The 18,426-nt window shown below is 70.1% G+C and carries 18 protein-coding genes; 11 read left to right on the plus strand and 7 right to left on the minus strand.

What is annotated here, in order from left to right; genetic code table 11:
• Positions 1 to 126 precede the first annotated feature (126 nt).
• Positions 127 to 2,940 (plus strand): AfsR/SARP family transcriptional regulator, encoded by a 2,814-nt coding sequence (locus BDK92_RS37135; RefSeq protein WP_121161055.1) that lies wholly within the window; start codon positions 127 to 129, stop codon positions 2,938 to 2,940.
• Between the two features lie 310 nt (positions 2,941 to 3,250).
• Here BDK92_RS37135 and BDK92_RS37140 read toward each other — a convergent pair whose 3' ends face one another.
• A complete protein-coding gene (locus BDK92_RS37140) occupies positions 3,251 to 3,922 on the minus strand; it encodes a response regulator (RefSeq protein ID WP_121161057.1) in 672 nt (223 codons plus the stop codon).
• On the minus strand, positions 3,919 to 5,121 hold the full coding sequence (locus BDK92_RS37145) for a sensor histidine kinase (protein WP_121161059.1): 1,203 nt from the start codon (positions 5,119 to 5,121) through the stop codon (positions 3,919 to 3,921). The genes BDK92_RS37140 and BDK92_RS37145 overlap by 4 nt, the downstream gene beginning before the upstream one ends.
• Before the next feature lie 164 nt (positions 5,122 to 5,285).
• Between BDK92_RS37145 and BDK92_RS37150 the strand changes: the two genes are divergently transcribed.
• The 4 genes from BDK92_RS37150 to hemC all read left to right on the plus strand — a co-directional run bounded on the left by BDK92_RS37150 (position 5,286) and on the right by hemC (position 10,515).
• Positions 5,286 to 5,795 (plus strand): anthrone oxygenase family protein, encoded by a 510-nt coding sequence (locus BDK92_RS37150; protein WP_121161061.1) that lies wholly within the window; start codon positions 5,286 to 5,288, stop codon positions 5,793 to 5,795.
• Positions 5,792 to 7,963, plus strand: coding sequence for an MMPL family transporter (locus BDK92_RS37155; protein WP_246017439.1), 2,172 nt, complete (start codon positions 5,792 to 5,794; stop codon positions 7,961 to 7,963). The genes BDK92_RS37150 and BDK92_RS37155 overlap by 4 nt, the downstream gene beginning before the upstream one ends.
• An 81-nt stretch (positions 7,964 to 8,044) precedes the next feature.
• On the plus strand, positions 8,045 to 9,142 hold the full coding sequence (locus tag BDK92_RS37160) for an alpha/beta fold hydrolase (RefSeq protein WP_147457277.1): 1,098 nt from the start codon (positions 8,045 to 8,047) through the stop codon (positions 9,140 to 9,142).
• A gap of 431 nt (positions 9,143 to 9,573) precedes the next feature.
• Entirely contained in the window at positions 9,574 to 10,515 is a 942-nt protein-coding gene (gene hemC, locus BDK92_RS37170; RefSeq protein ID WP_121161067.1) for a hydroxymethylbilane synthase, read from the plus strand.
• A 586-nt stretch (positions 10,516 to 11,101) separates the two neighbouring features.
• Here the strand turns inward: hemC and BDK92_RS37175 are convergent.
• From BDK92_RS37175 to BDK92_RS37190, 4 genes are all read right to left on the minus strand, one after another.
• On the minus strand, positions 11,102 to 11,512 hold the full coding sequence (locus tag BDK92_RS37175) for an arsenate reductase ArsC (RefSeq protein ID WP_121162882.1): 411 nt from the start codon (positions 11,510 to 11,512) through the stop codon (positions 11,102 to 11,104).
• A gap of 14 nt (positions 11,513 to 11,526) precedes the next feature.
• The gene (locus BDK92_RS37180; RefSeq protein ID WP_121161069.1) at positions 11,527 to 12,174 is read right to left on the minus strand and encodes an arsenate reductase/protein-tyrosine-phosphatase family protein; all 648 of its coding nucleotides are present in this window, start codon (positions 12,172 to 12,174) and stop codon (positions 11,527 to 11,529) included.
• A gap of 87 nt (positions 12,175 to 12,261) precedes the next feature.
• Positions 12,262 to 13,338 carry an ACR3 family arsenite efflux transporter gene (arsB, locus tag BDK92_RS37185; protein ID WP_121161071.1) on the minus strand — a complete coding sequence of 359 codons (1,077 nt, stop codon included), beginning with the start codon at positions 13,336 to 13,338 and terminating at the stop codon, positions 12,262 to 12,264.
• A 19-nt stretch (positions 13,339 to 13,357) separates the two neighbouring features.
• Complete coding sequence (locus BDK92_RS37190) at positions 13,358 to 13,693, minus strand: ArsR/SmtB family transcription factor (protein ID WP_121161073.1); 336 nt, start codon at positions 13,691 to 13,693, stop codon at positions 13,358 to 13,360.
• Between the two features lie 20 nt (positions 13,694 to 13,713).
• On the opposite strand from BDK92_RS37190, the gene BDK92_RS39490 reads away from it, so the two are divergent.
• Positions 13,714 to 13,854: a hypothetical protein gene (locus tag BDK92_RS39490; RefSeq protein WP_170208434.1), complete on the plus strand. Its 141-nt coding sequence runs from the start codon at positions 13,714 to 13,716 to the stop codon at positions 13,852 to 13,854.
• 97 nt (positions 13,855 to 13,951) lie between these two features.
• On the opposite strand, the gene BDK92_RS37195 is transcribed toward BDK92_RS39490, so the two are convergent.
• The gene (locus tag BDK92_RS37195; RefSeq protein ID WP_121161075.1) at positions 13,952 to 14,332 is read right to left on the minus strand and encodes an ArsR/SmtB family transcription factor; all 381 of its coding nucleotides are present in this window, start codon (positions 14,330 to 14,332) and stop codon (positions 13,952 to 13,954) included.
• 260 nt (positions 14,333 to 14,592) lie between these two features.
• On the opposite strand from BDK92_RS37195, the gene BDK92_RS37200 reads away from it, so the two are divergent.
• From BDK92_RS37200 to BDK92_RS37220, 5 genes are all read left to right on the plus strand, one after another.
• Positions 14,593 to 14,835 (plus strand): hypothetical protein, encoded by a 243-nt coding sequence (locus BDK92_RS37200; protein ID WP_121161077.1) that lies wholly within the window; start codon positions 14,593 to 14,595, stop codon positions 14,833 to 14,835.
• Entirely contained in the window at positions 14,832 to 16,091 is a 1,260-nt protein-coding gene (locus tag BDK92_RS37205; RefSeq protein WP_211349512.1) for a M28 family metallopeptidase, read from the plus strand. Before BDK92_RS37200 ends, BDK92_RS37205 begins: the two co-directional genes overlap by 4 nt.
• Positions 16,092 to 16,109: 18 nt before the next feature.
• The gene (locus tag BDK92_RS37210) at positions 16,110 to 16,436 is read left to right on the plus strand and encodes an ArsR/SmtB family transcription factor (protein ID WP_121162884.1); all 327 of its coding nucleotides are present in this window, start codon (positions 16,110 to 16,112) and stop codon (positions 16,434 to 16,436) included.
• A complete protein-coding gene (locus BDK92_RS37215) occupies positions 16,436 to 16,924 on the plus strand; it encodes a GNAT family N-acetyltransferase (protein ID WP_246017440.1) in 489 nt (162 codons plus the stop codon). The genes BDK92_RS37210 and BDK92_RS37215 overlap by 1 nt, the downstream gene beginning before the upstream one ends.
• A 77-nt stretch (positions 16,925 to 17,001) precedes the next feature.
• Positions 17,002 to 18,426, plus strand: coding sequence for an FAD-dependent oxidoreductase (locus BDK92_RS37220; RefSeq protein ID WP_246017441.1), 1,425 nt, complete (start codon positions 17,002 to 17,004; stop codon positions 18,424 to 18,426).

An 18,426-nucleotide genomic window follows, 5' to 3' on the forward strand; every position in this document is an offset into this window, starting at 1 on the left:
GGTAGAACGGTACGGTGGGGCCCGTACAATCGCCGCACAACTGGCGTATAGATCATCTATTCGCCCGCGTCACCGGGCGTTGGGCACCTGGTGACAGATGGCAGCGCCCACATGTGAGGTGCCTGGTTGCGTTTCGAACTCCTCGGCCCGTTCCGCGTGTACCACGAAGGACGATCGGTCCCGCTGGGCTCGGTGAAGCAGCGTCTTCTGTTGGCCACCCTGCTGCTGCGTCCCAATGAGGTCGTCGGCACCAACGAGTTGGCCGCAATGTTGTGGGGCGACGAAGAGCCGGCGTCGGCCGCCGCGAACCTGCGCACCTATGTGCGCGGGTTGCGGCGGTCGCTGGGTGGCGGGGCTCCCTGGGATGGGATAACCGCTGCGGCCAGCGGCTACCTGCTGCGAGTGGGCCCAGATGAACGGGACCTGGACCTGTTCGACGCTGCGGCAACGCGGGGCCGCGAGGCTCTCGCCGCTTCGGATCTGGAGCGGGCCGAGGCCGAACTCTCCGTTGCGGTGGGCCTGTGGCGCGGGTCCCCGCTGTCGGACCTGCCGCTGCGTTCGGCGCTGGCTCGGCGGGTGGCGCAGTTGGAGGAGCGCCGGCTGCTCGTCGAGGAGGACTACGCCGAGGCGGTGCTGGCGCTTGGCGCGTCGGCCGACGTGGTGCATCGGTTGCGCGGCCTGCTCGACCGGCACCCGCTGCGGCAGCGGGCGTGGGGCCAGCTGATGGTGGGCCTGTATCGCATCGGAGACGTGGCCGGCGCACTGGATGCCTACCAGCAGGCTCGACAAACGCTGGCGGAGGAGACCGGCCTCGATCCCACACCAGAGCTCATCAAGTTGTACGACGACATCCTGCATCACCGCCCGGGCCTGGCAGCGCCACCGCCAGCGGGTCCGGACAGGCCAACGCCGGGCATGGCGGTGGGACCGCTCACTCAGCGCCCCGAGCAGCTACCGCGTGCGGTGCCGGAGTTCGTCGGCCGCAGCGTCGAGCTGGCGATCCTCGACGGGCTTCTGCACGGCGGAGCGGAGGGGCCGACGAGCGTGGCCATCTCTGTGGTGTCCGGCATGGCCGGAGTCGGCAAGACGGCCCTGGCGTTGCACTGGGCGCACCGGATGGCCGACCGCTTCCCGGACGGCCAGCTCTATGTGAACCTTCGCGGCTACGACGAAGCGGGCGCGGTGTCCCCGCCCGACGCCCTGTCCGGCTTCCTCGAAGCGCTCGGCGTACCCCACGCCCGGATACCCTCCGGCCTGGAGGCCCGGACTGGTCTCTACCGCAGCCTGCTGGCTTCCCGCCGGATGCTCCTGGTGCTCGACAACGCTCGCGACTCCGCCCAGGTGCGCGCCTTGCTGCCCGGTGCGGGCGGCTGCATGGTCGTGGTCACCAGCCGTGACCGGCTCGGCGGCCTGATCGCCGCCGAGTGCGCCACGCCGTTGACACTGGACGTACTCACGGCGGAAGAGTCGATGAGTTTGCTCGCCAGACGGCTCGGGGCCAGCCGGCTCGGCTCCGAACCGGTCGCGGTGGCCGACATTATCGAGGCTGCTGGCCGGCTCCCGCTGGCACTGTCGATAGTAGCGGCGCGCGTCGCGACCCATCCCACGTTCCCGCTCAGCGCGATCGCTGCCGAACTGCACTCGGCCGAGGCGAGGCTCGACGCGTTGGCCGACGGCGACGTCCGGCGCGTCTTCTCCTGGTCGTACCTGGCCCTGGGGGCGGACGCGGCCCGGCTGTTCACCCTGCTGGGGCTGCATCCGGGCCCGGACCTGACCGCCGCCGCGGCCTCGGCGCTCGCCGGTGTGTCGGCCGCGGCCGTTACGCCGATCCTGCGGGAGCTGACCCGGCTCCATCTGCTGACGGAGCACGCGCCCGGCCGGTACGCCTTCCACGATCTTCTGCGCGCCTACGCCGCCGAGCTCGCACAGTCGTCGGAGCGCGGCGACGAACGCGCCGCAGCCCGACAGCGCCTGTACGACCACTACCTGCACGCCGCCTATCCGGCCGCGCTGCTGCTCCAGCCACAGTGGCCCCCGATCGAGCCGGTGCCGCCGCTGCCCGTACCGGCCAGGCGGCCGGTGACCGATCATGACGGCGCGCTCGCCTGGTTCACGGCGGAGCACCGGGTGCTGATCCGGGTGGTCCGCCAGGCCGCCGAGTACGGCTTCGAAGCGTACGCCTGGCAGATCGCGTGGGCGTTGAACACCTTCGTGGCACCGCGCGGCCTGTGGCAGGACCAACTCGCCATCCAAGGGGTCGCGCTGGCCGCCGCAGAGAAGATCGATGACCTTGCCGGTCAGGCCGTCGCCAACCGGCTGCTCTCCCGCGCGCTGACCCGATTGGGCGACCGCACTATGGCCGAGTACCGGCTCAAGCGCGCGCTTGAGCTGCACGAGCGTCTCGGCGACCCGATTGGCCAGGCCCAGACGCTGCACAACTACTGCGAACTCTGCTACCTGGACGGCCGGCTCGACGAGGCGCTCGCACACGGTCGCGAAGCGCTGCGGCTCTACCGACTGGTCGGCAACCACGCGGGCGAAGCCCGGACGCTCAACGCGATCGGTTGGCTGCTCGCCACCACCGGCGACTTTGTCCAGGCCATCGCCAGCTGCACCGAGGCACTCGACCAGCAACGACGGACCGACGACCGCAACGGCCAGGCCGCGACGCTGGACAGCCTGGGCTTCGCCTACGACCGCCTCGGTGAACGCGACCGCGCGGCCGACTGCTACGAGCAGGCGATCCAGCTCTTTCGCGATTCCGCCGACCGGTATCACGAGGCGGAGACCCTCATCCGACTCGGGGACACCCGGGAAGGGATGGGCGACCTGACCGCTGCCGCTGCCGCCTGGCGCCAGGCCGTGCGGATCTACGAGGACGTGGGCGACCCCGCAGCCGAGGAGGCCCGCCGGCGCCTTGAACGTGTGGTGCCGTCCTAGCGTGGGTCTGTGGATTTAAGGGCTCTGGCTCACTCTCGGTGGTAGCTGGGAGTAGCAGCGCATCTGCCTGAGCAGCACCGCTGTCCAAATTGGTGCAGTCAGAGCAAAAGGTGTAGCGGATCATGGTTGTGACAGCCAGACGGAGACCGATCAGCACCAAAGTGCCAGCGTCAGAGGCTCGCGCGAACGTGGACGATACCGTTACGGAATGTCACCACCGAAAGTGAACCAGAGCCCTTAAATCCACAGACCCCCGAATGTGAGACAGAGCCCTTAAAAATCCACAGACCCCTGATCCACGGATCGAGGCTTAGGTTGAGGGAGTGGCCGCAGGGGTGACGAGGCCGGTCTCGTAGGCGAGGACGACGAGCTGCGCCCGATCGCGGGCCTGGAGCTTGGTCATCGCCCGGCTGACGTGCGTCTTGGCGGTGGCGACGCTGATGACCATGTGGGCGGCGATCTCGTCGTTGGACATGCCCCGTGCGGCGAGCGCGACGACCTCCCGTTCGCGGTTTGTGAGGACGTCCAGCTCGGCGGTGCGGCTGTGGTGCGGCGGCCGCGAGACGTACTCGTTGATGAGCTTGCGGGTGATGGCCGGCGACAACAGGGCGTCGCCGCGGGCGGCGATGCGGATGCCGTGGAGGAGGTCGGCGGGCTCGGTGTCCTTTACGAGGAAGCCGGCGGCACCCGCGCGCAGCGCCGTGTAGACGTGCTCGTCGAGGCTGTAGTTGGTGAGGATGACGACGCGTACGCCGGATAGGGCCGGATCGGCGGCGATTCGGCGGGTGGCCTGGATGCCGTCGAGGACGGGCATCTGGATGTCGATGAGCGCGACGTCGGGCAGGTGCCGCGCGGCGAGCGCGACCGCCTCCGTGCCGTCGCCGCCCTCCGCGACCACCGTGAAGTCGTCTTCGGCGTTGATGAGGGCGCGGAACCCGGCCCGGATAAGGGCCTGGTCGTCGACGAGTAGCACGCGGATCACGAGGACTCCTCAAGCTGAAGTGGCGGCGAGTCCAGGGGCGGGGACGGCCGCTTCAGCGGCAGGGTCGCGTGGATGCTGAACCCGCCGCCGTCGCGGTGGCCGGCGTGCAGCGACCCGCCGAGGGCGGTGACCCGCTCCCGCATGCCGACCAGGCCCACTCCGGGCACGACGGCCGCCCGGCCGGTGCCGAGCCCGTCGTCGTCGATGTGGACGGTCAGCGCGTCGTCGCCGTAGTGGAGCCGGATCGAGGCGGTGGCCGGTCCGGCGTGGCGGGTCACGTTGGTGAGGGCCTCCTGCACGATGCGGTACGCGGCACGGTCGACCGGGGCCGGCAGGGTGCAGCGCCGGCCGGTGACGGTCACCGTGACCGGGATGCCCGCCTTGCGGGCGCCCTCGACGAGGCGGTCGAGGCGTTCGAGCCCGCCGCCGGCCGGGGCGTCGTCGGTGCGCAGCACCTCGAGCGTCGCGCGCAGTTCCTGCATCGCCTCGCGGCTGGCCTGTTGGATGGTGACCAGCGCCTCGGGGACCGGCTCGCCGCGTTTGCGGGCGAGGTGGACGGCGACGCCCGCCTGCACTTTGATGAGCGAGATGCTGTGGGTGAGGGAGTCGTGCAGGTCGCGGGCGATCCGCAGCCGCTCCTCGTCAGCGCGGCGGCGGGCGGTCTCCTCGCGCGTGCGTTCGGCGTCGAGCGCCCGCTGCTCGACGTGGGTGAGGTGGACGGCGCGCTGGCGAGACAGCTCGCCGGCGACGCAGGCGGCGACCATCCAGCCGATCAGTAGGAGCCAGCGCTGGACGACGTCGGGCGCCGGCCCGCCGGCGTCGACGCTCGCGAGTTCGCTGGCGGAACCGCCGACGAGGATGACGCCGACGGCTGCCCCGGCCGGCCACCGGTGCCCACTCTTGATGGCGGTGTAGAGGGCCACCATGACGGTCAGGGCCGGTGCGACGCCGGGATAGCCGCGTAGCTGGTAGACGAGCAGACAGACGGTCGCGAGGCCGAGCACGACGAGGGGCAGCCGGCGCCGGGCGGCGGTCGCCATCGCCGGGACCACCAGCAGGAACGAGCTGATCAGGTCGAGCCGGATCCGCCCGGGCGGCGCGGTCACAGCGCTGGCGACGACCAGGACGGTCAAGCCGAACGCCGCTGCCAGGGACCGCCACGCGCGGCCCTGGCCGCCGCGCCCGCCGTCGTCGCCCATGTGCGCAACGATAGGCGACCCGGCCGCCCGGGACGTCAGCCTGCGGACGGAGCCGCCACTACCGCCGGGGATGTACGGTGCGCCGGACTGCGCCGCCGGCGGTAGCGGCAGATGTCATCCGCAGCCTGACGACCGCGACCACTGCGGGACGGCATGGTCATGCCATGTCCACGATCCGCACCATCCGCGCGCTCGCGCTGCTGTCGACTGGTCTGCTCGCCGGCGCGCTCGGCTACGGCGCCGTGAACGTCGTGGCGACGTTCAACGCCGTACCCCTCGATGTCCGCCTGACCTTCCACACCGCCCTGATGCGGATGAACGGCCCGGTCGTCCAGACGGTGATGGCGTCCGCGGCGGTCAGCACGGTGGCCTTCGCCGTCCTGGTCCGCGGGCGTGCCCGCCTGCTCGCCGCCGGATCCGGCGGCCTCGTGCTGCTGTCTTTCCTGGTGACACGGTTCGGCAACGTCCCCATCAACGCCGAGATCAAGACCTGGGCGGTCAGCTCCGCTCCGGCCGACTACCCGGCCGTCCTGCGGCGCTGGGAGATGTTCAACGACATTCGCACCATCGCCGCATTGGCCGCGTTCGTCTGTGTTCTGGCCGCCGCCGACCGCGTCGGCGCGGCCGCGTCCCGCACCGCCCTCAACGAAAGGTCTGTCCCGTGGAGCGGATGACACGGTGGATGCTCGCGCACCGGTTGCCGGTGGTCCTTGTCTGGGTCGCTCTCGCGCTGGTCGGGGGAGCCTTGGCCGGCGGCACCATCGACCGGCTCAGCTACGAAACCCGGTTACCGGATCGTCCGGGCCAGCAGGCGAACGACGCCATCGCGCAACGATTCGACCACACCGGTGGCCGTAATGCCCCACTGCTGCTCGTGGTGACGGTGCCGGAGGGCACGACCGTCGACAGCCTCGAGGTACGCCGGCAGTGGGACGCCCTGGTGGACAGGGTGACCCCGCCGGGCGGCCGGAGCGTTTCCTACCGGGGCCCCGGCAGTGAGTCGTTGGTCTCGGGGGACAAGCGCACCACTGTGGCGCTGGTGTACCCGCCGGCGACTGCCTCGAACGCCCCGTACGAGCGGTGGCTGCCTGGTATCGAGACGGCGGTCGCGCAGGCCAGCATCGCGGGCGCCCCGGTCGAGTTGACCGGTCAGCCGGTGCTGTCCGGCCGTAACAGCGGCGCCCAGCGCAGCCCGATCTACGAGACGCTCATCGGCGCCATGGGGGCGCTGTGCGTGCTGATCCTCGTCTTCGGCAGTGGCCTCGCCATCGTGCCGGTGCTGATGGCCGCCGTGGCGATCCCGACGACGTTCCTGCTGGTGCGTGGGGTCACCGAGCTCACCGACGTCTCGTTCATCGTGCAGTTCCTGGTGACGCTCATCGGACTCGGCGTGGCGATCGACTATGCGCTGCTCGTCGTGACCCGCTGGCGGGAAGAGCGCGCCAAGCCCGGCACCGACGGCCCCGAGCCGCAGGCGCGCCGGGAGGCGATCGTCAGAACCCTGGCCAGCGCGGGCCGCGCGGTCGCGCTCAGCGGCGCTACGGTGGCTATCTCTCTTGCCGCACTTGTCGTTCTGCCGGTGCCGTTCCTGCGCAGCGTCGGCTACGCCGGGCTGCTTATCCCGCTGGTCAGCGTGGCGGTCGCGCTCACCCTGCTGCCCGTCCTGCTGTACTCGTTGGGCGACAAGCTGGACCGGCCCCGTCGTCAGCACCGCCCGGACAGCCGCTTGTGGACCAGGATCGCCCGTGTCACCACCCGGCGCCCGGTACTCAGCGCGCTGGTCAGCGGCGTGGTGCTGCTCGCCCTGGCCGCGCCTGTGCTGGCGCTGCAACTGGGGCAGCCGGCAACCTCGACGCTGGCCCAGGGGGGACAGCCCGCCCGGACCTTCGAGCGGCTCGTCGACGCGGGCTTCGGCGAAGGCATCGCACGCCCCGTCGAGGTCCTCGTCGTCGCCGACGCCACCGACGCCATGCAGGACCGGCTGCGTCGCATCAACGGTGTCGCGGGCAGCGTCGCCCCGCCGGGCTGGGCGCGCGACGGTCACCAGGTCATCGACGTGTGGACCGCAGAGGACCCGTCCAGCGGCGGCGGCCAGGCTGCGGTGTCCGACGTGCTGGACACCACGCGGCAGAACCCAGGCGTGCTGGCCGGTGGTGGTCCAGCAACCGATGCCGACTTCATCGAGGCTGTCTACGGCTCGCTCGGACTCATCCTGCTCTTCGTAGCCCTGCTCACTTTCATCGTCCTGGCACGGACCCTGCGTTCGGTCGTCCTGCCGTTGAAAGCCTTGGCGCTCAACGCGCTGTCCACGTGCGCGGCGTACGGCGTCGTGGTGCTCGTCTGGCAGCAGGGCTACGGCAGCGAGCTGCTGTTCGACACGCCCGCCGTTGGGGCGGTAACCATCTGGATCCCGATGGCGGTCTTCGCGTTCCTCTTCGGGCTGTCCATGGACTACGAAGTGTTCATCCTGCACCGCATCCGGGAAACGCACCTCGACCTGATCGCCAAGGGTGAGCGGGACACCGTGGTGCCGTCCGTCGTGACGGGTCTCAGCCGCACCGGACGGCTCGTGACCTCCGCCGCGCTCATCCTCTTCCTCGCCTTCACGGCGCTGGCCAGTATCCCGATAACCGACGTGCGGGTGTTCGCCACCGCGTTGGCGGCGGGCATCGTCATCGACGCCACCCTGGTCCGCGGCATCCTCACCCCGGCGTTGGTCACGCTCCTCGGCCGGTCGAACTGGTGGTTCCCCCGCCCGTTGAGCCGGCTGCTCGCCGTCTCCCGGCAGCTTCCTGGCGTAGGGGCAGCCCTCGTGACGGGCAACGGACAGAAGTCTGACTAGGCGGTCGCCACGCCTGTGGCGACCGGCGCTGATCACTACCGCTGAACACAAACTGCAGATTCGGATGGTCCAGCCGGCTCTGTGTCGCAGATCGAGAAATTTGGGGTGGAGATGACAGAACACGCACAGGCGCCGCGACGGCGGCGCCGCATTCGGAAGGCAATTCTTGTCACGGTGGGCGTGCTCATTGGTATTCCAGCGCTGCTTGCGACCGGCTTGACCGTGTGGGACGGCGGAGCCAACCTCGATCCGCAGCGGGAGCTGCTGCCGGGTGTCGCGATCGACCTGCGGACCGCCGAAACGGACCGGGGCCCGATCGAGTACGACCTGCACGGCACCGACGGTCCGGTCGTGCTGTCCGTGCATGCCGGGTTGGGTGGCGCCGACCAGGGCCGACTGTTCGCGAGCTGGCTGCAGGATGACGGGTATCGAATCCTCAGCCCGTCGCGTCCCGGGTACCTCGGCACTCCGCTGAGCAGCGGGCGGACCCTCGACGAGCAGGCCGACCTGCTGGCAGCCCTGCTTGACGAGCTTCACATCGACCGCGTCGGCGTCTTCGCGGCCTCGGCAGGCAGCCCGGTCGCGTACACCTTCGCCGCGCGCCATCCAGAGCGGGTGTGGGGACTGGTCTCGATCGGTGGCGTGAGTCTGCCCGATGCCGATGCCGATGTCGATGCCGATGCCGCGCCCAGATCCCCCCTCCGGGCCGCCTTCCTGAACGCGATCGTCCAGAAGCTCGCGAAGCTGACCGCATCGATCTCGCTTGAGTCGATCGTCTCCGGCACCCTGGACGAGACCAGCACGTTCACCGATGAACAGAAGGCGGAACGCGCCGACTACATCATGCATACCGAGAATGCCCGGCTCTTCTTCGAGGCAATCTTCGATGCGACCTTCCCGTACGAGAAGAGAATGCCGGGCACCGACAACGACTCGCTGCAAACGCAAGCGATGGACATCGCGTTCGACCGCGTCACCGCGCCGACGCTCATCCTCCACGGCACACAGGACGGCGACGTGCCGTTCGAGCACGGTGAGAACGCCGCCGCGCAGATCCCGAGCGCCCAGCACCACTGGATGCCGGACGAAGAGCATCTCGGGTTCTGGCTGAGCCCCCAGTCCGAGGACGCCCAGCGCGCCGCAGGGGCGTTCCTCCACGAGCACGCCCCGCAGCGATAGCGGGCTTTCCTTGCCTCGGCCGCTGCCCGCGCCTACCACAAGAAGGCCCCTGCGCGTGCGACATCTACCTGACCTGCCCCAAGTTCATCACCACACCGCAGTACATCATCCGTCCCGCCGCCTGCCCGGGTCAGCGCGTTCGACCTCGCATGCCACGCTCGGCGACCCCGCACAGCGCGTGGACACACGACCATTCATGGCCACACGTCGATCTGTTCTGATCCACGCCCGAACACCGATGATCGTTTTGCCGCCAACTGCGGAACCCGGGTAGGGCGTCGCTGATCAGTGACCGGGGTCGTCAGTGTGCGTCGGTGGTGCGATTCCGACGAGCTTGGTAAGAAATCTATCGAGGGATCCGGCCAGTGGTCATGGGATGGGCATCCGGCCTGGTCGTTGGCGCCCGTACCTAGCGGACTACCCTCGCAGGTATGTCCGACTCCCGCCTGCTACGTATCGGTACCCGCAACTCGCCGATGGCGCTGGCCCAAGTCGAGCGGGTCCGCGCGATGCTCGCTGACCGGCACCCCGAGGTCACTGTGGACGTGATGTCGATGTCGACCAGCGGAGACCGGTGGCACGGCGACCTGGCCGCACTGGGCGGCAAGGGGGCGTTCACCAAGGAGGTGGACGCCGCCCTGCTCGCCGGAGACGTCGACCTGGTGGTGCACTGCGTCAAGGACGTACCCGGGGACCGGCCAACACCGGCCGGCACCGTGATGGCCGCCTACCTCACCCGCGACGACGTCCGGGACTGCCTCGTACACCCGGGCGGACTGCGCATCGAGCAGTTGCCCGCCGGCACCCGGATCGGTACCTCCGCGGTCCGGCGGGTCGCGCAGCTGGCCCTGCACTGGCCGAACCTGATGCCGGTGGCCATCCGTGGCAACGCGAACAGCCGGCTGGCCAAGCTCGACGCCGGCGGAACGTACGATGCGCTGCTGCTCGCGGTCTCCGGCCTGCAGCGGATCGGGCAGGCCGACCGGATCACCCACCCGATCGACGTCGACAGGATGGTCCCGGCCGTCGGCTCCGGCGCCCTGGTCCTGCAATGTCGCGACGACGACACCAGCACCCGCGACCTGGCCGCCAGCCTCAGCGACCCGCGGACCGGGCAGGAGATCGTGGCCGAGCGGACCATGCTGCACGTCCTGCAGGGCAACTGCCACTCACCGATTGCTGCGCTCGCGCGCACCGAGCCCGACGGGCGCCTCGGCCTGCGGGCGAGGGTGATCAGCCTCGACGGCAAGACCGTGCTCGACGTGCACGAATGGGCGGCGGACCCGATTACCCTCGGAACCTCCGTCGCCGCAGCCCTGTTGCGCCAAGGCGCCCGTGACCTCCTCGATCTGCCTGCCCACGAGTCGGCCTGACCGACCGTCAGACACCGTCGCCCTGACGGAGGACGTCACGGGCGGGCGGACCTGCCTCCCGCCGGCCGAGGCGTGGAAGGTCGAAGGCCGGCTCGACTCGCGCACGCCGGGCGTGATGGTTCGCGGCGCTCCTCTTGTCGTATCAGGCGGCCTGGTGTTTCTCGGTTGCCTGGGCTCTGGCCAGTCCGGAGAGGTTGGGTACCAGCCGTAGTGAGGCAAGACCTGTCGGCGAAGGACCATCGAGTTCATCTGAGTGGAGCCGCTACCGCGGCGCTTGATGCCCGGACGGCGGATCGCTGGTGCCGGGTCCGGTCCGCGTCAGGAGGACCAGTGTGAGGTATCCGGCGAGCACGAACGCGTGACTGACTGCCACAGGTGGTTGGGCGACGAGCCGGCCGTTCCGCGAGGTCCGGCACCTGGCGCGGGTCCCGTAGGTCCGCGCCGATCACCCGGCGAGACTGATCGACTTCCGCAAACAGCGGTCTCGCCGCCCATCTACCGGTCACCATGCACCAGCAGCGTGGGGTCCGCTTGCTGCGGACCCACGCTGGATCCTCAGTGCTGGCGGCCCCTTATCCGAGTCCGGTCAGTTGCGGGCAGGGAGCAGTTCGGCGAGGAGGGCCTCGACGCGTTGGCGGATGTCGTCGCGGACCTGACGGACGGTCTCGATGCCCTGGCCGGCGGGGTCGGTGAGTTGCCAGTCCTCGTAGCGCTTGCCGGGGAAGACGGGGCAGGCGTCGCCGCAGCCCATGGTGATGATCGCGTCGGAGGTCTTGGCGAGGTCGTATTCCAGTTTGCGGGGGGTGTTGGCGGTGATGTCGATGCCGACCTCGTGCATGGCTTGGACCGCGACGGGGTTGATTTGGTTGGCGGGTTCGCTGCCGGCGGAACGGACCTCGACGGTGTCTCCGGCGAGGTGGCGCAGCCAGCCGGCGGCCATCTGGGAGCGGCCGGCGTTGTGTACACACACGAACAGGACGGTGGGCTTGTCAGTCATCATTCCTCCGCGATTCAACTGGCGAGGGTGAGTTCGTCGATCAGCGCCCGGACGCGGACGTCGATGTCGTCGCGTACGGTCCGGACGAAGGGCAGTTCCTGCCCGGCGGGATCGGGGATGTCCCAGTCGAGGTAGCGCTTGCCGGCGAGGACCGGGCAGGCGTCTCCGCAGCCCATGGTCACGATCACGTCGCTGGCGCCGAGGACGTCCGAGGTCAACGGCTTCGGGTACGCCCGGCTCATGTTGATCCCCCACTCGCCGAGAGCCTCGACGACGTTGCGATCGAGCCAGTCCGCCGGGTGTGATCCGGCGCAGCGGACATGCACCCTGCCTTGGGCGTACCTGTCCGCCAGTGCGGCAGCGAGTCGCGATCGACCGGCGTTGTAGGCGCAGAGGAACAGCACCTCGGGTACCGGCTTGTCGATGGTGCCTTCGACCTGCGCCAGGGCGGTGAGTCGTTCGGTCGCGAAGTTCTCCGTCAGCGCCGGCAGGTGGGTCTGGAGGCGGACCGTACGGTGCAGGTACATGTACGACTCGAAGACGTACCGCTCGACGGTTTCCCGACCGAACACGCCGGTGAACCGACCGGACAGCCGCGACGCGATCTGTCCGAGCACATGGTCGACATCCCGGGTGTCCACGCCGTGGAAGGGCCTGTCCATCAGGGCGTACCTCCGACGCCGGTGACCCGAGGGGGGAGTGACGCCGTCGACCGGGTGACCGGCCGGGGGAGAGGTCCCGTTCCTGGCTTACCCATTGGTGACCTGGGTGGGGAAGAAGCGGCGGCGGGCGGCGAGGCTGACGTAGACGAGGGCGACCAGGACGGGTACCTCGATCAGTGGGCCGACTACCCCGGCGAGCGCCTGACCGCTGGTGACGCCAAAGACTCCGATCGCGACGGCGATGGCGAGTTCGAAGTTGTTGCCGGCGGCGGTGAAGGCGAGGGTGGTGGTCCGTTCGTAGTTCAGCCCAATCGCACGGCCGATGGCGAAGGAGCCGAACCACATGATCGCGAAGTACGCCAGCAGCGGGAGCGCGATCCGGGCGACGTCCCAGGGCTGGGCGGTGATCGCGTCGCCCTGCAGGGCGAAGAGCAGCACGATGGTGAACAGCAGCCCGTAGAGGGCGACCGGCCCGATCCGTGGCAGGAACTTCGCCTCGTACCAGTCTCGGCCCTTGGCGCGTTCACCAAACTTGCGGGTGAGGTAGCCGGCGGCGAGGGGGATGCCGAGGAAGACCAGGACGCTGCCGGCGATGTCCCAACCGGAGACGGAGAGTCCGGCCTGTTCGAGGCCGAGCCAGCCGGGCAGGACAGTGAGGTAGAACCAGCCGAGCACGCCGAAGGCGAGAACCTGGAAGACGGAGTTCAGGGCGACCAGGACGGCGGCGGCTTCCCGGTCGCCGCAGGCGAGGTCGTTCCAGATGATGACCATGGCGATGCAGCGGGCGAGCCCGACGATGATCAGGCCGGTGCGGTACGCGGGCTGGTCGGGCAGGAGCAGCCAGGCGAGGGCGAACATGACCGCGGGGCCGATCAGCCAGTTGATGACCAGGGAGGAGATCAGCAGGCGCCGGTCGGAGGTGACGGTGTCGAGGCGGTCGTAGCGGACCTTGGCCAGGACCGGGTACATCATGATCAGCAGACCGAGGGCGATCGGTACGGAGATCCCGCCGACCTTGACCTTGTCGAGGGCATCGTCCAGCCCTGGGATCAGCCGGCCGAGGAGCAGCCCGGCGGCCATGGCGGCGCCGATCCAGAGCGGCAGGAGCCGGTCCAGCGTCGAGAGCCGGGCGGTGGTCGGCGCCGGTGTGGCCAGGGTCGTCATGTGATGGTTCCTTCGTTGGTCATTCGGTGGGTGCGTCCGGGCCGCAGGGTCGTCGGCCCTCGGCGCCGGTGGGGGCGCGGTCGGCGAGGGCGGCGATGCCCTGCCCGAGGGCACGTACCGCTTCAGGGCGGAGCCGGTAGTAGGTCCAGTAGCGGTGGCGTTCGGTCTCCACCAGGCCGGCGTGGCGCAGCGCCCGGAGGTGGTGGCTGATCAGCGGCTGGGTGACCCCCAGGTCTTCGACCAGGTGGCACACGCACAGCTGCTCCCGAGCCAGCGCCTGCATGACGCGCCAGCGCAGTGGGTCGGCCATCGCCCGGAGCGCGGCGAGCTGCGTCTCATCTGTATCAACTGTCATTGAATTAAATCCTCGCTGATATGGATCTGGCCGTCAACTTGGCGCCGGCCGGAGGCAACTTTGCCGCCAACGCCATCGCGGGCATCCTGTGGACCGTGTTCTCCCCGACCGTGGCGTTCGCCTACTTGCCGGCTGGATGCTGCTCGCCCTGGTCGCCCTGACGATCACCGTCCGACGCCACTGACGATCCGCCGGCAGGGAAGGCCTGAATTCAGCCAGCGACCCCGCGGTGCGGCCCGCCGGCTTGCCTCGCTGTTTCTATGCGGGCGCGGGCGCCTCGACCGCGAGGAGGTTCGCGAGCTGCCGCATGATGCCGGGCCGCGCGCGGTAGTAGACCCAGGTGCCGCGACGCTCGGCGTCGACAAGGCCGGTTTCGCGCAGGGTCTTCAGGTGGTGGGAGATCGTGGGCCCGGTCAGGTCGAACGCCGGGGTGAGGTCGCAGACGCAGATCTCCCCGTCGGGCGCCGAGGCGATCATCGACATGAGCTGGAGTCGTACCGGGTCGCCGAGGGCCTTGAAGGCCGGCGCGAGTACGGCCGCAGTCTCGGCGGGGATCCGTTGCTCGCTGATCGGCGGGCAGCAGGGCGCACCTTCGTTGAGGTCGGTGAGGCTCAGCGCCGTCCCGGTCTGCTTTGACATTCCTCTAGGTTGACAGATCTCGAAACAGCGTGCAACTCTCTGATTAGAGCAACGTCGAGACAACATCCGCGAGACCATCGGGAGAGCGCCGTGTTCCGGACAATCCGCCGTCGTACGTCTGTTCTCGGGGCGCGGTTCTGCGACGGCTGCGCCGAGGTCACTACTGCGGAGGAGCGGGCCCGTCGTCGTTACGACCGCACCCGAACCGACGTCCACTTGTTCACCTGGCCGCGCTGACCACCGATCGAAGGAGTGCTGCGATGACCGAGAACCAGACCCTCGGCGGGTTCGCCGGGGACCCGACGGCCGCCCTTACGGTGGCCGGCTCGACCGGCTGCTGCGGCAACCCGGCCCAGACCACGAACATCACGCTGCCCGATCCGAGCGACGGGGCTGGCGGCACCTGCTGTGGCACCCCGGCGGCGGCCGAGGCCGCCAACACCTGTTGCGCGCCGGCCGCTAAGGCCGACGCGGTCGCTTCGGGAACGGGCTGCTGCGAATGACCACCGCCAGCTCGCCGGCCCCGGCCCGCGACGACACCCTCGACGCCCTGCTGAGCGCGGTGTCTGCCGACCGGATGACCGCGACGGTGAAGGCGTTGGCCGGCGACGACTTCGCCGGACGACGAGTCGGGACCTCCGGCGGCCGCGCGGCCCGGACCTGGCTCGCGGCACGCCTGGTCGACCTCGGTGCCACCGTCGAGATCGACCCGTTCTCCGTGCGGCGGGTGCCCGAGGTGTACGCCACTCCCAAGGTGCGGTGGCACGACGGCACCACCACGGAGGCGTTGCGGTTCGGGCGGGAGGTCGCGGTACACCTCGGCTCAGCCGACCTCGCCGACGTACGGCACGAACCGCTCGGCATCGCGGGAACGGACGGCCCGATCGGGCGGTGGCTGGTGGTGCCGGCCGGGATGACCCTGTTCGACGCCTACGGACACGCCGACGGCGCGGCCGGACTTCTTCTACCGCGCGGTGTCGACGCGGACGGCTGGCAGTACACGATGCTCGCCGGCCCGGACCCCGGACCGCTGCCGATCCTCACCCTGTCCACCACGACCCACCGGCTCATCGGGGAAGCGGCGTCATCCGGGAACAGTTGGTTCGCGGCCAACGCCCCGATCCGCCGGGTCGACGTGACGGGCGCGAACCTTCATGGGCGACTCCGCCTGCCGGCGCCGGGCGGTGTCGACCTGTTGCTGACCGCGCACTTCGACGGTGTGGGCGACCACCCCGGTCTGCGGCAGCCCGCCGCAGCCGACAATGCCAGCGGCGTCGCGGTCGTCCTGGAAGCGGCACGGATCCTGGTCGGCGTACTACCCGAGGGTGTCGGCCTGTCCGTCGCGCTGCTCGACGGCGAAGAGGTTGGTGCGCTCGGCTCCGCCCACCACGCCGCCACGCTGAAGGCCACCGGTGCCCGTCCGTTGGTGATCAACGTTGATGGCGCGGGGCACCTGCACCAGGCGGCCGGGGTGGAGGCGGGTGGTCCGGCGCACGCACTGCTCGCGGTCCTCGACCAGGCCGGCCGCCACACCGGCGTACCCCTGGTCGCGGGCCTGGTCGCCTCCGACAACCGCCGATACGCTGCCGCTGGGCTGGCGGCGGTCGGCATCGGCGCCGGGATGGCCGGCTACCACAGCCCAGCCGACACTCCGGAGCGGGTGGAACCGCCTACCCTGACCGCGATCGCCCAGCTCGTCGCGGCGACAGTGTGGCTCGGCACCGCACCGACTACACTTTCATCGTTGATCGGCGATTGACGATGAAGGCTGGTGGCGGTGGACGAATTGCTGGCGCGGTCGGTCGCCGAGGAGTACGCCTCGTGGTTCCGCGCCCTTGCCGACCCGAGCCGGGTACAGATCGTGGAGTACCTGGCGCGGCAGGGTCGCCCGATGACCGTGGGGGAGATCGTCGCGGCGGTCGGGTTGGCACAGTCGACCGTGTCGCAGCACCTGAAGATCCTCGCCGAAGTCCGGTTCGTGCTCGCCGAGCAGGTCGGCACCGCGCGGCACTACCGGATCAACGACGCCTGCATCCGGTGCTTCCCGTCCGCCGCCGACGTGGTGATGGGCCGGCCCGCACCAGCCCCGACCGGGAGCTGCTGATGCGGATCCGTCCCATGGGCGCCGCCGACGCCGACATGGTTTTGGCGATCTACCAGGCCGGACTGGACAGCGGCAACGCCAGCTTCGAAACGGTCGCACCCACCTGGGAGGCGTTCGACGCCGGCAAACTGCCCGCGCACCGCCTGGTCGCGGTCGACACCGACAACACGGTGTGCGGCTGGGTGGCCGCTTCGGCGGTGTCCGCCCGCCCGGTCTACGCCGGGGTGGTCGAGCACTCCGTCTACGTCGACCCGCAGGCGCGGGGTCGCGGTGTGGCACGGGCACTGCTCGACGCGCTGATCGTCTCGACCGAGGCCGCCGGGATCTGGACGATCCAGTCCGGCGTGTTCCCCGAGAACGCCGCCAGCCTGACCCTGCATCAACGGGCCGGGTTCCGGATCATCGGCGTACGCGAGCGGGTCGGCCGCCACCATGGCAAGTGGCGTGACGTGGTGCTGCTCGAACGCCGCAGTCCCACCATCACCTGACCCACACCCCTGTTTGAACCAGCACGGCCCCGGTTCGTCCAACTATTTCGAACAGCATCGAGACAACAGGAGTTGTTGTGAGCACTCGCCTGGAAGACCTGCCCGTCGTCGTGATCGGCGCGGGCCCGGTGGGCCTGGCCGCCGCCGCCCACCTGCACGAGCGCGGCCTGCCCTTCACCGTCCTGGAAGCCGGCGATGGTCCCGCCGCCGCCGTGCGCCAGTGGGGGCATGTGCGGCTGCTCTCCCCGTGGCGTTACAACATCGACCGCACCGCCAGCCGTCTGCTCCAGGACGCCGGCTGGGTCGAGCCCGATCTCGACATCCTCCCGAGCGGCGAACAACTCGCCTCGGACTACCTTCAGCCCCTGGCCGACCTCCCGGCGCTGAAGCCGCACATCCGCTACGACACCCCGGTGGTGGCGGTCACCCGCCTCGGCCTCGATCGGGTCCGCACCACCGGGCGGGAGACCGCCCCGTTTCTGATCCGCCTCAGCGCCGGAGAGGACGTCCTGGCACGGGCGGTCGTCGACGCTTCCGGCACCTGGACTACACCCAATGTCCTCGGCGCCTCCGGCATCCCCGCCCACGGCGAGACCGACGTGAGCGCGCTGCTCGACCACGCCCTGCCCAACGTCCTCGGTGCCGACCGCGACCGGTTCGCCGGCCGGCGAACCCTGGTCGTCGGCGCCGGACACTCGGCGGCGAACACGCTGCTGTCCCTGGCCGACCTGGCCGAGCAGGAGCCCGGAACCAGCGTCACCTGGGCGATCCGCGCGACCAGCCCCGCCCGCACCTACGGCGGCGAGGCAGCCGACGCCCTACCGGCACGCGGCGCCCTCGGCACCCGGCTCCGCGAGCACGTCGAAGCGGGCCGGATCCAACTGGTCACGGGGTTTTCCGTCCACGTCCTGACCCCGCTGCCCGACGGTGGGGTGGAGGTGTCGGACGGCTCTCGAACGGTCAAGGTTGACCAGATCGTGGCCGCGACCGGGTTCCGCCCGGACCACTCGATCGTCTCCGAACTCCGCCTCGACCTGGACCCGATCATGGGCTCCACCCGGGCGCTCGCGCCGCTGATCGACCCCAACGAGCACTCCTGCGGCACCGTCCCGCCGCACGGCGTCGACGAACTCACCCACCCGGAACCCGGCTACTACGCCATCGGTGTGAAGAGCTACGGCCGGGCACCGACGTTCCTCATGGCCACCGGCTACGAGCAAGCACGTTCCGTCGTCGCAGCCCTTGCCGGCGACTGGGACGCCGCCCGCGACGTCCAGCTCGACCTGCCCGAAACCGGTGTCTGCAACAGCAACCCGGTCATCGGCGACGACACCATCGCCGCTTCCGGCGGCTGCTGCGCCACACCGGCCGCCGAGTCCGTGACGATCTCCACGGGGAGAGGACTCGCCACCGGGATCTCCGGCGGCCTACTCACCGCGCCGCTCGCCCTCGTCGACATGTCCACGAACACCCAGGCATCCGGCGGCTGCTGCGCCAGCTGA

It is taken from the genome of Micromonospora pisi (assembly GCF_003633685.1).
Taxonomy (GTDB): domain Bacteria; phylum Actinomycetota; class Actinomycetes; order Mycobacteriales; family Micromonosporaceae; genus Micromonospora_G; species Micromonospora_G pisi.

Bases quoted from the DNA above. Each gene is read 5' to 3' on its own strand.
- BDK92_RS37145 (WP_121161059.1), bottom strand. From the start codon at position 5,121: ATGGGCGACGACGGCGGGCGCGGCGGCCAGGGCCGCGCGTGGCGGTCC.
- BDK92_RS37150 (WP_121161061.1), top strand. From the start codon at position 5,286: ATGTCCACGATCCGCACCATCCGCGCGCTCGCGCTGCTGTCGACTGGT.
- BDK92_RS37155 (WP_246017439.1), top strand. From the start codon at position 5,792: ATGACACGGTGGATGCTCGCGCACCGGTTGCCGGTGGTCCTTGTCTGG.
- hemC (WP_121161067.1), top strand. From the start codon at position 9,574: ATGTCCGACTCCCGCCTGCTACGTATCGGTACCCGCAACTCGCCGATG.
- BDK92_RS37175 (WP_121162882.1), bottom strand. From the start codon at position 11,512: ATGACTGACAAGCCCACCGTCCTGTTCGTGTGTGTACACAACGCCGGC.
- BDK92_RS37180 (WP_121161069.1), bottom strand. From the start codon at position 12,174: ATGGACAGGCCCTTCCACGGCGTGGACACCCGGGATGTCGACCATGTG.
- arsB (WP_121161071.1), bottom strand. From the start codon at position 13,338: ATGACGACCCTGGCCACACCGGCGCCGACCACCGCCCGGCTCTCGACG.
- BDK92_RS37190 (WP_121161073.1), bottom strand. From the start codon at position 13,693: ATGACAGTTGATACAGATGAGACGCAGCTCGCCGCGCTCCGGGCGATG.
- BDK92_RS39490 (WP_170208434.1), top strand. From the start codon at position 13,714: ATGGATCTGGCCGTCAACTTGGCGCCGGCCGGAGGCAACTTTGCCGCC.
- BDK92_RS37195 (WP_121161075.1), bottom strand. From the start codon at position 14,332: ATGTCAAAGCAGACCGGGACGGCGCTGAGCCTCACCGACCTCAACGAA.
- BDK92_RS37200 (WP_121161077.1), top strand. From the start codon at position 14,593: ATGACCGAGAACCAGACCCTCGGCGGGTTCGCCGGGGACCCGACGGCC.
- BDK92_RS37205 (WP_211349512.1), top strand. From the start codon at position 14,832: ATGACCACCGCCAGCTCGCCGGCCCCGGCCCGCGACGACACCCTCGAC.
- BDK92_RS37215 (WP_246017440.1), top strand. From the start codon at position 16,436: ATGCGGATCCGTCCCATGGGCGCCGCCGACGCCGACATGGTTTTGGCG.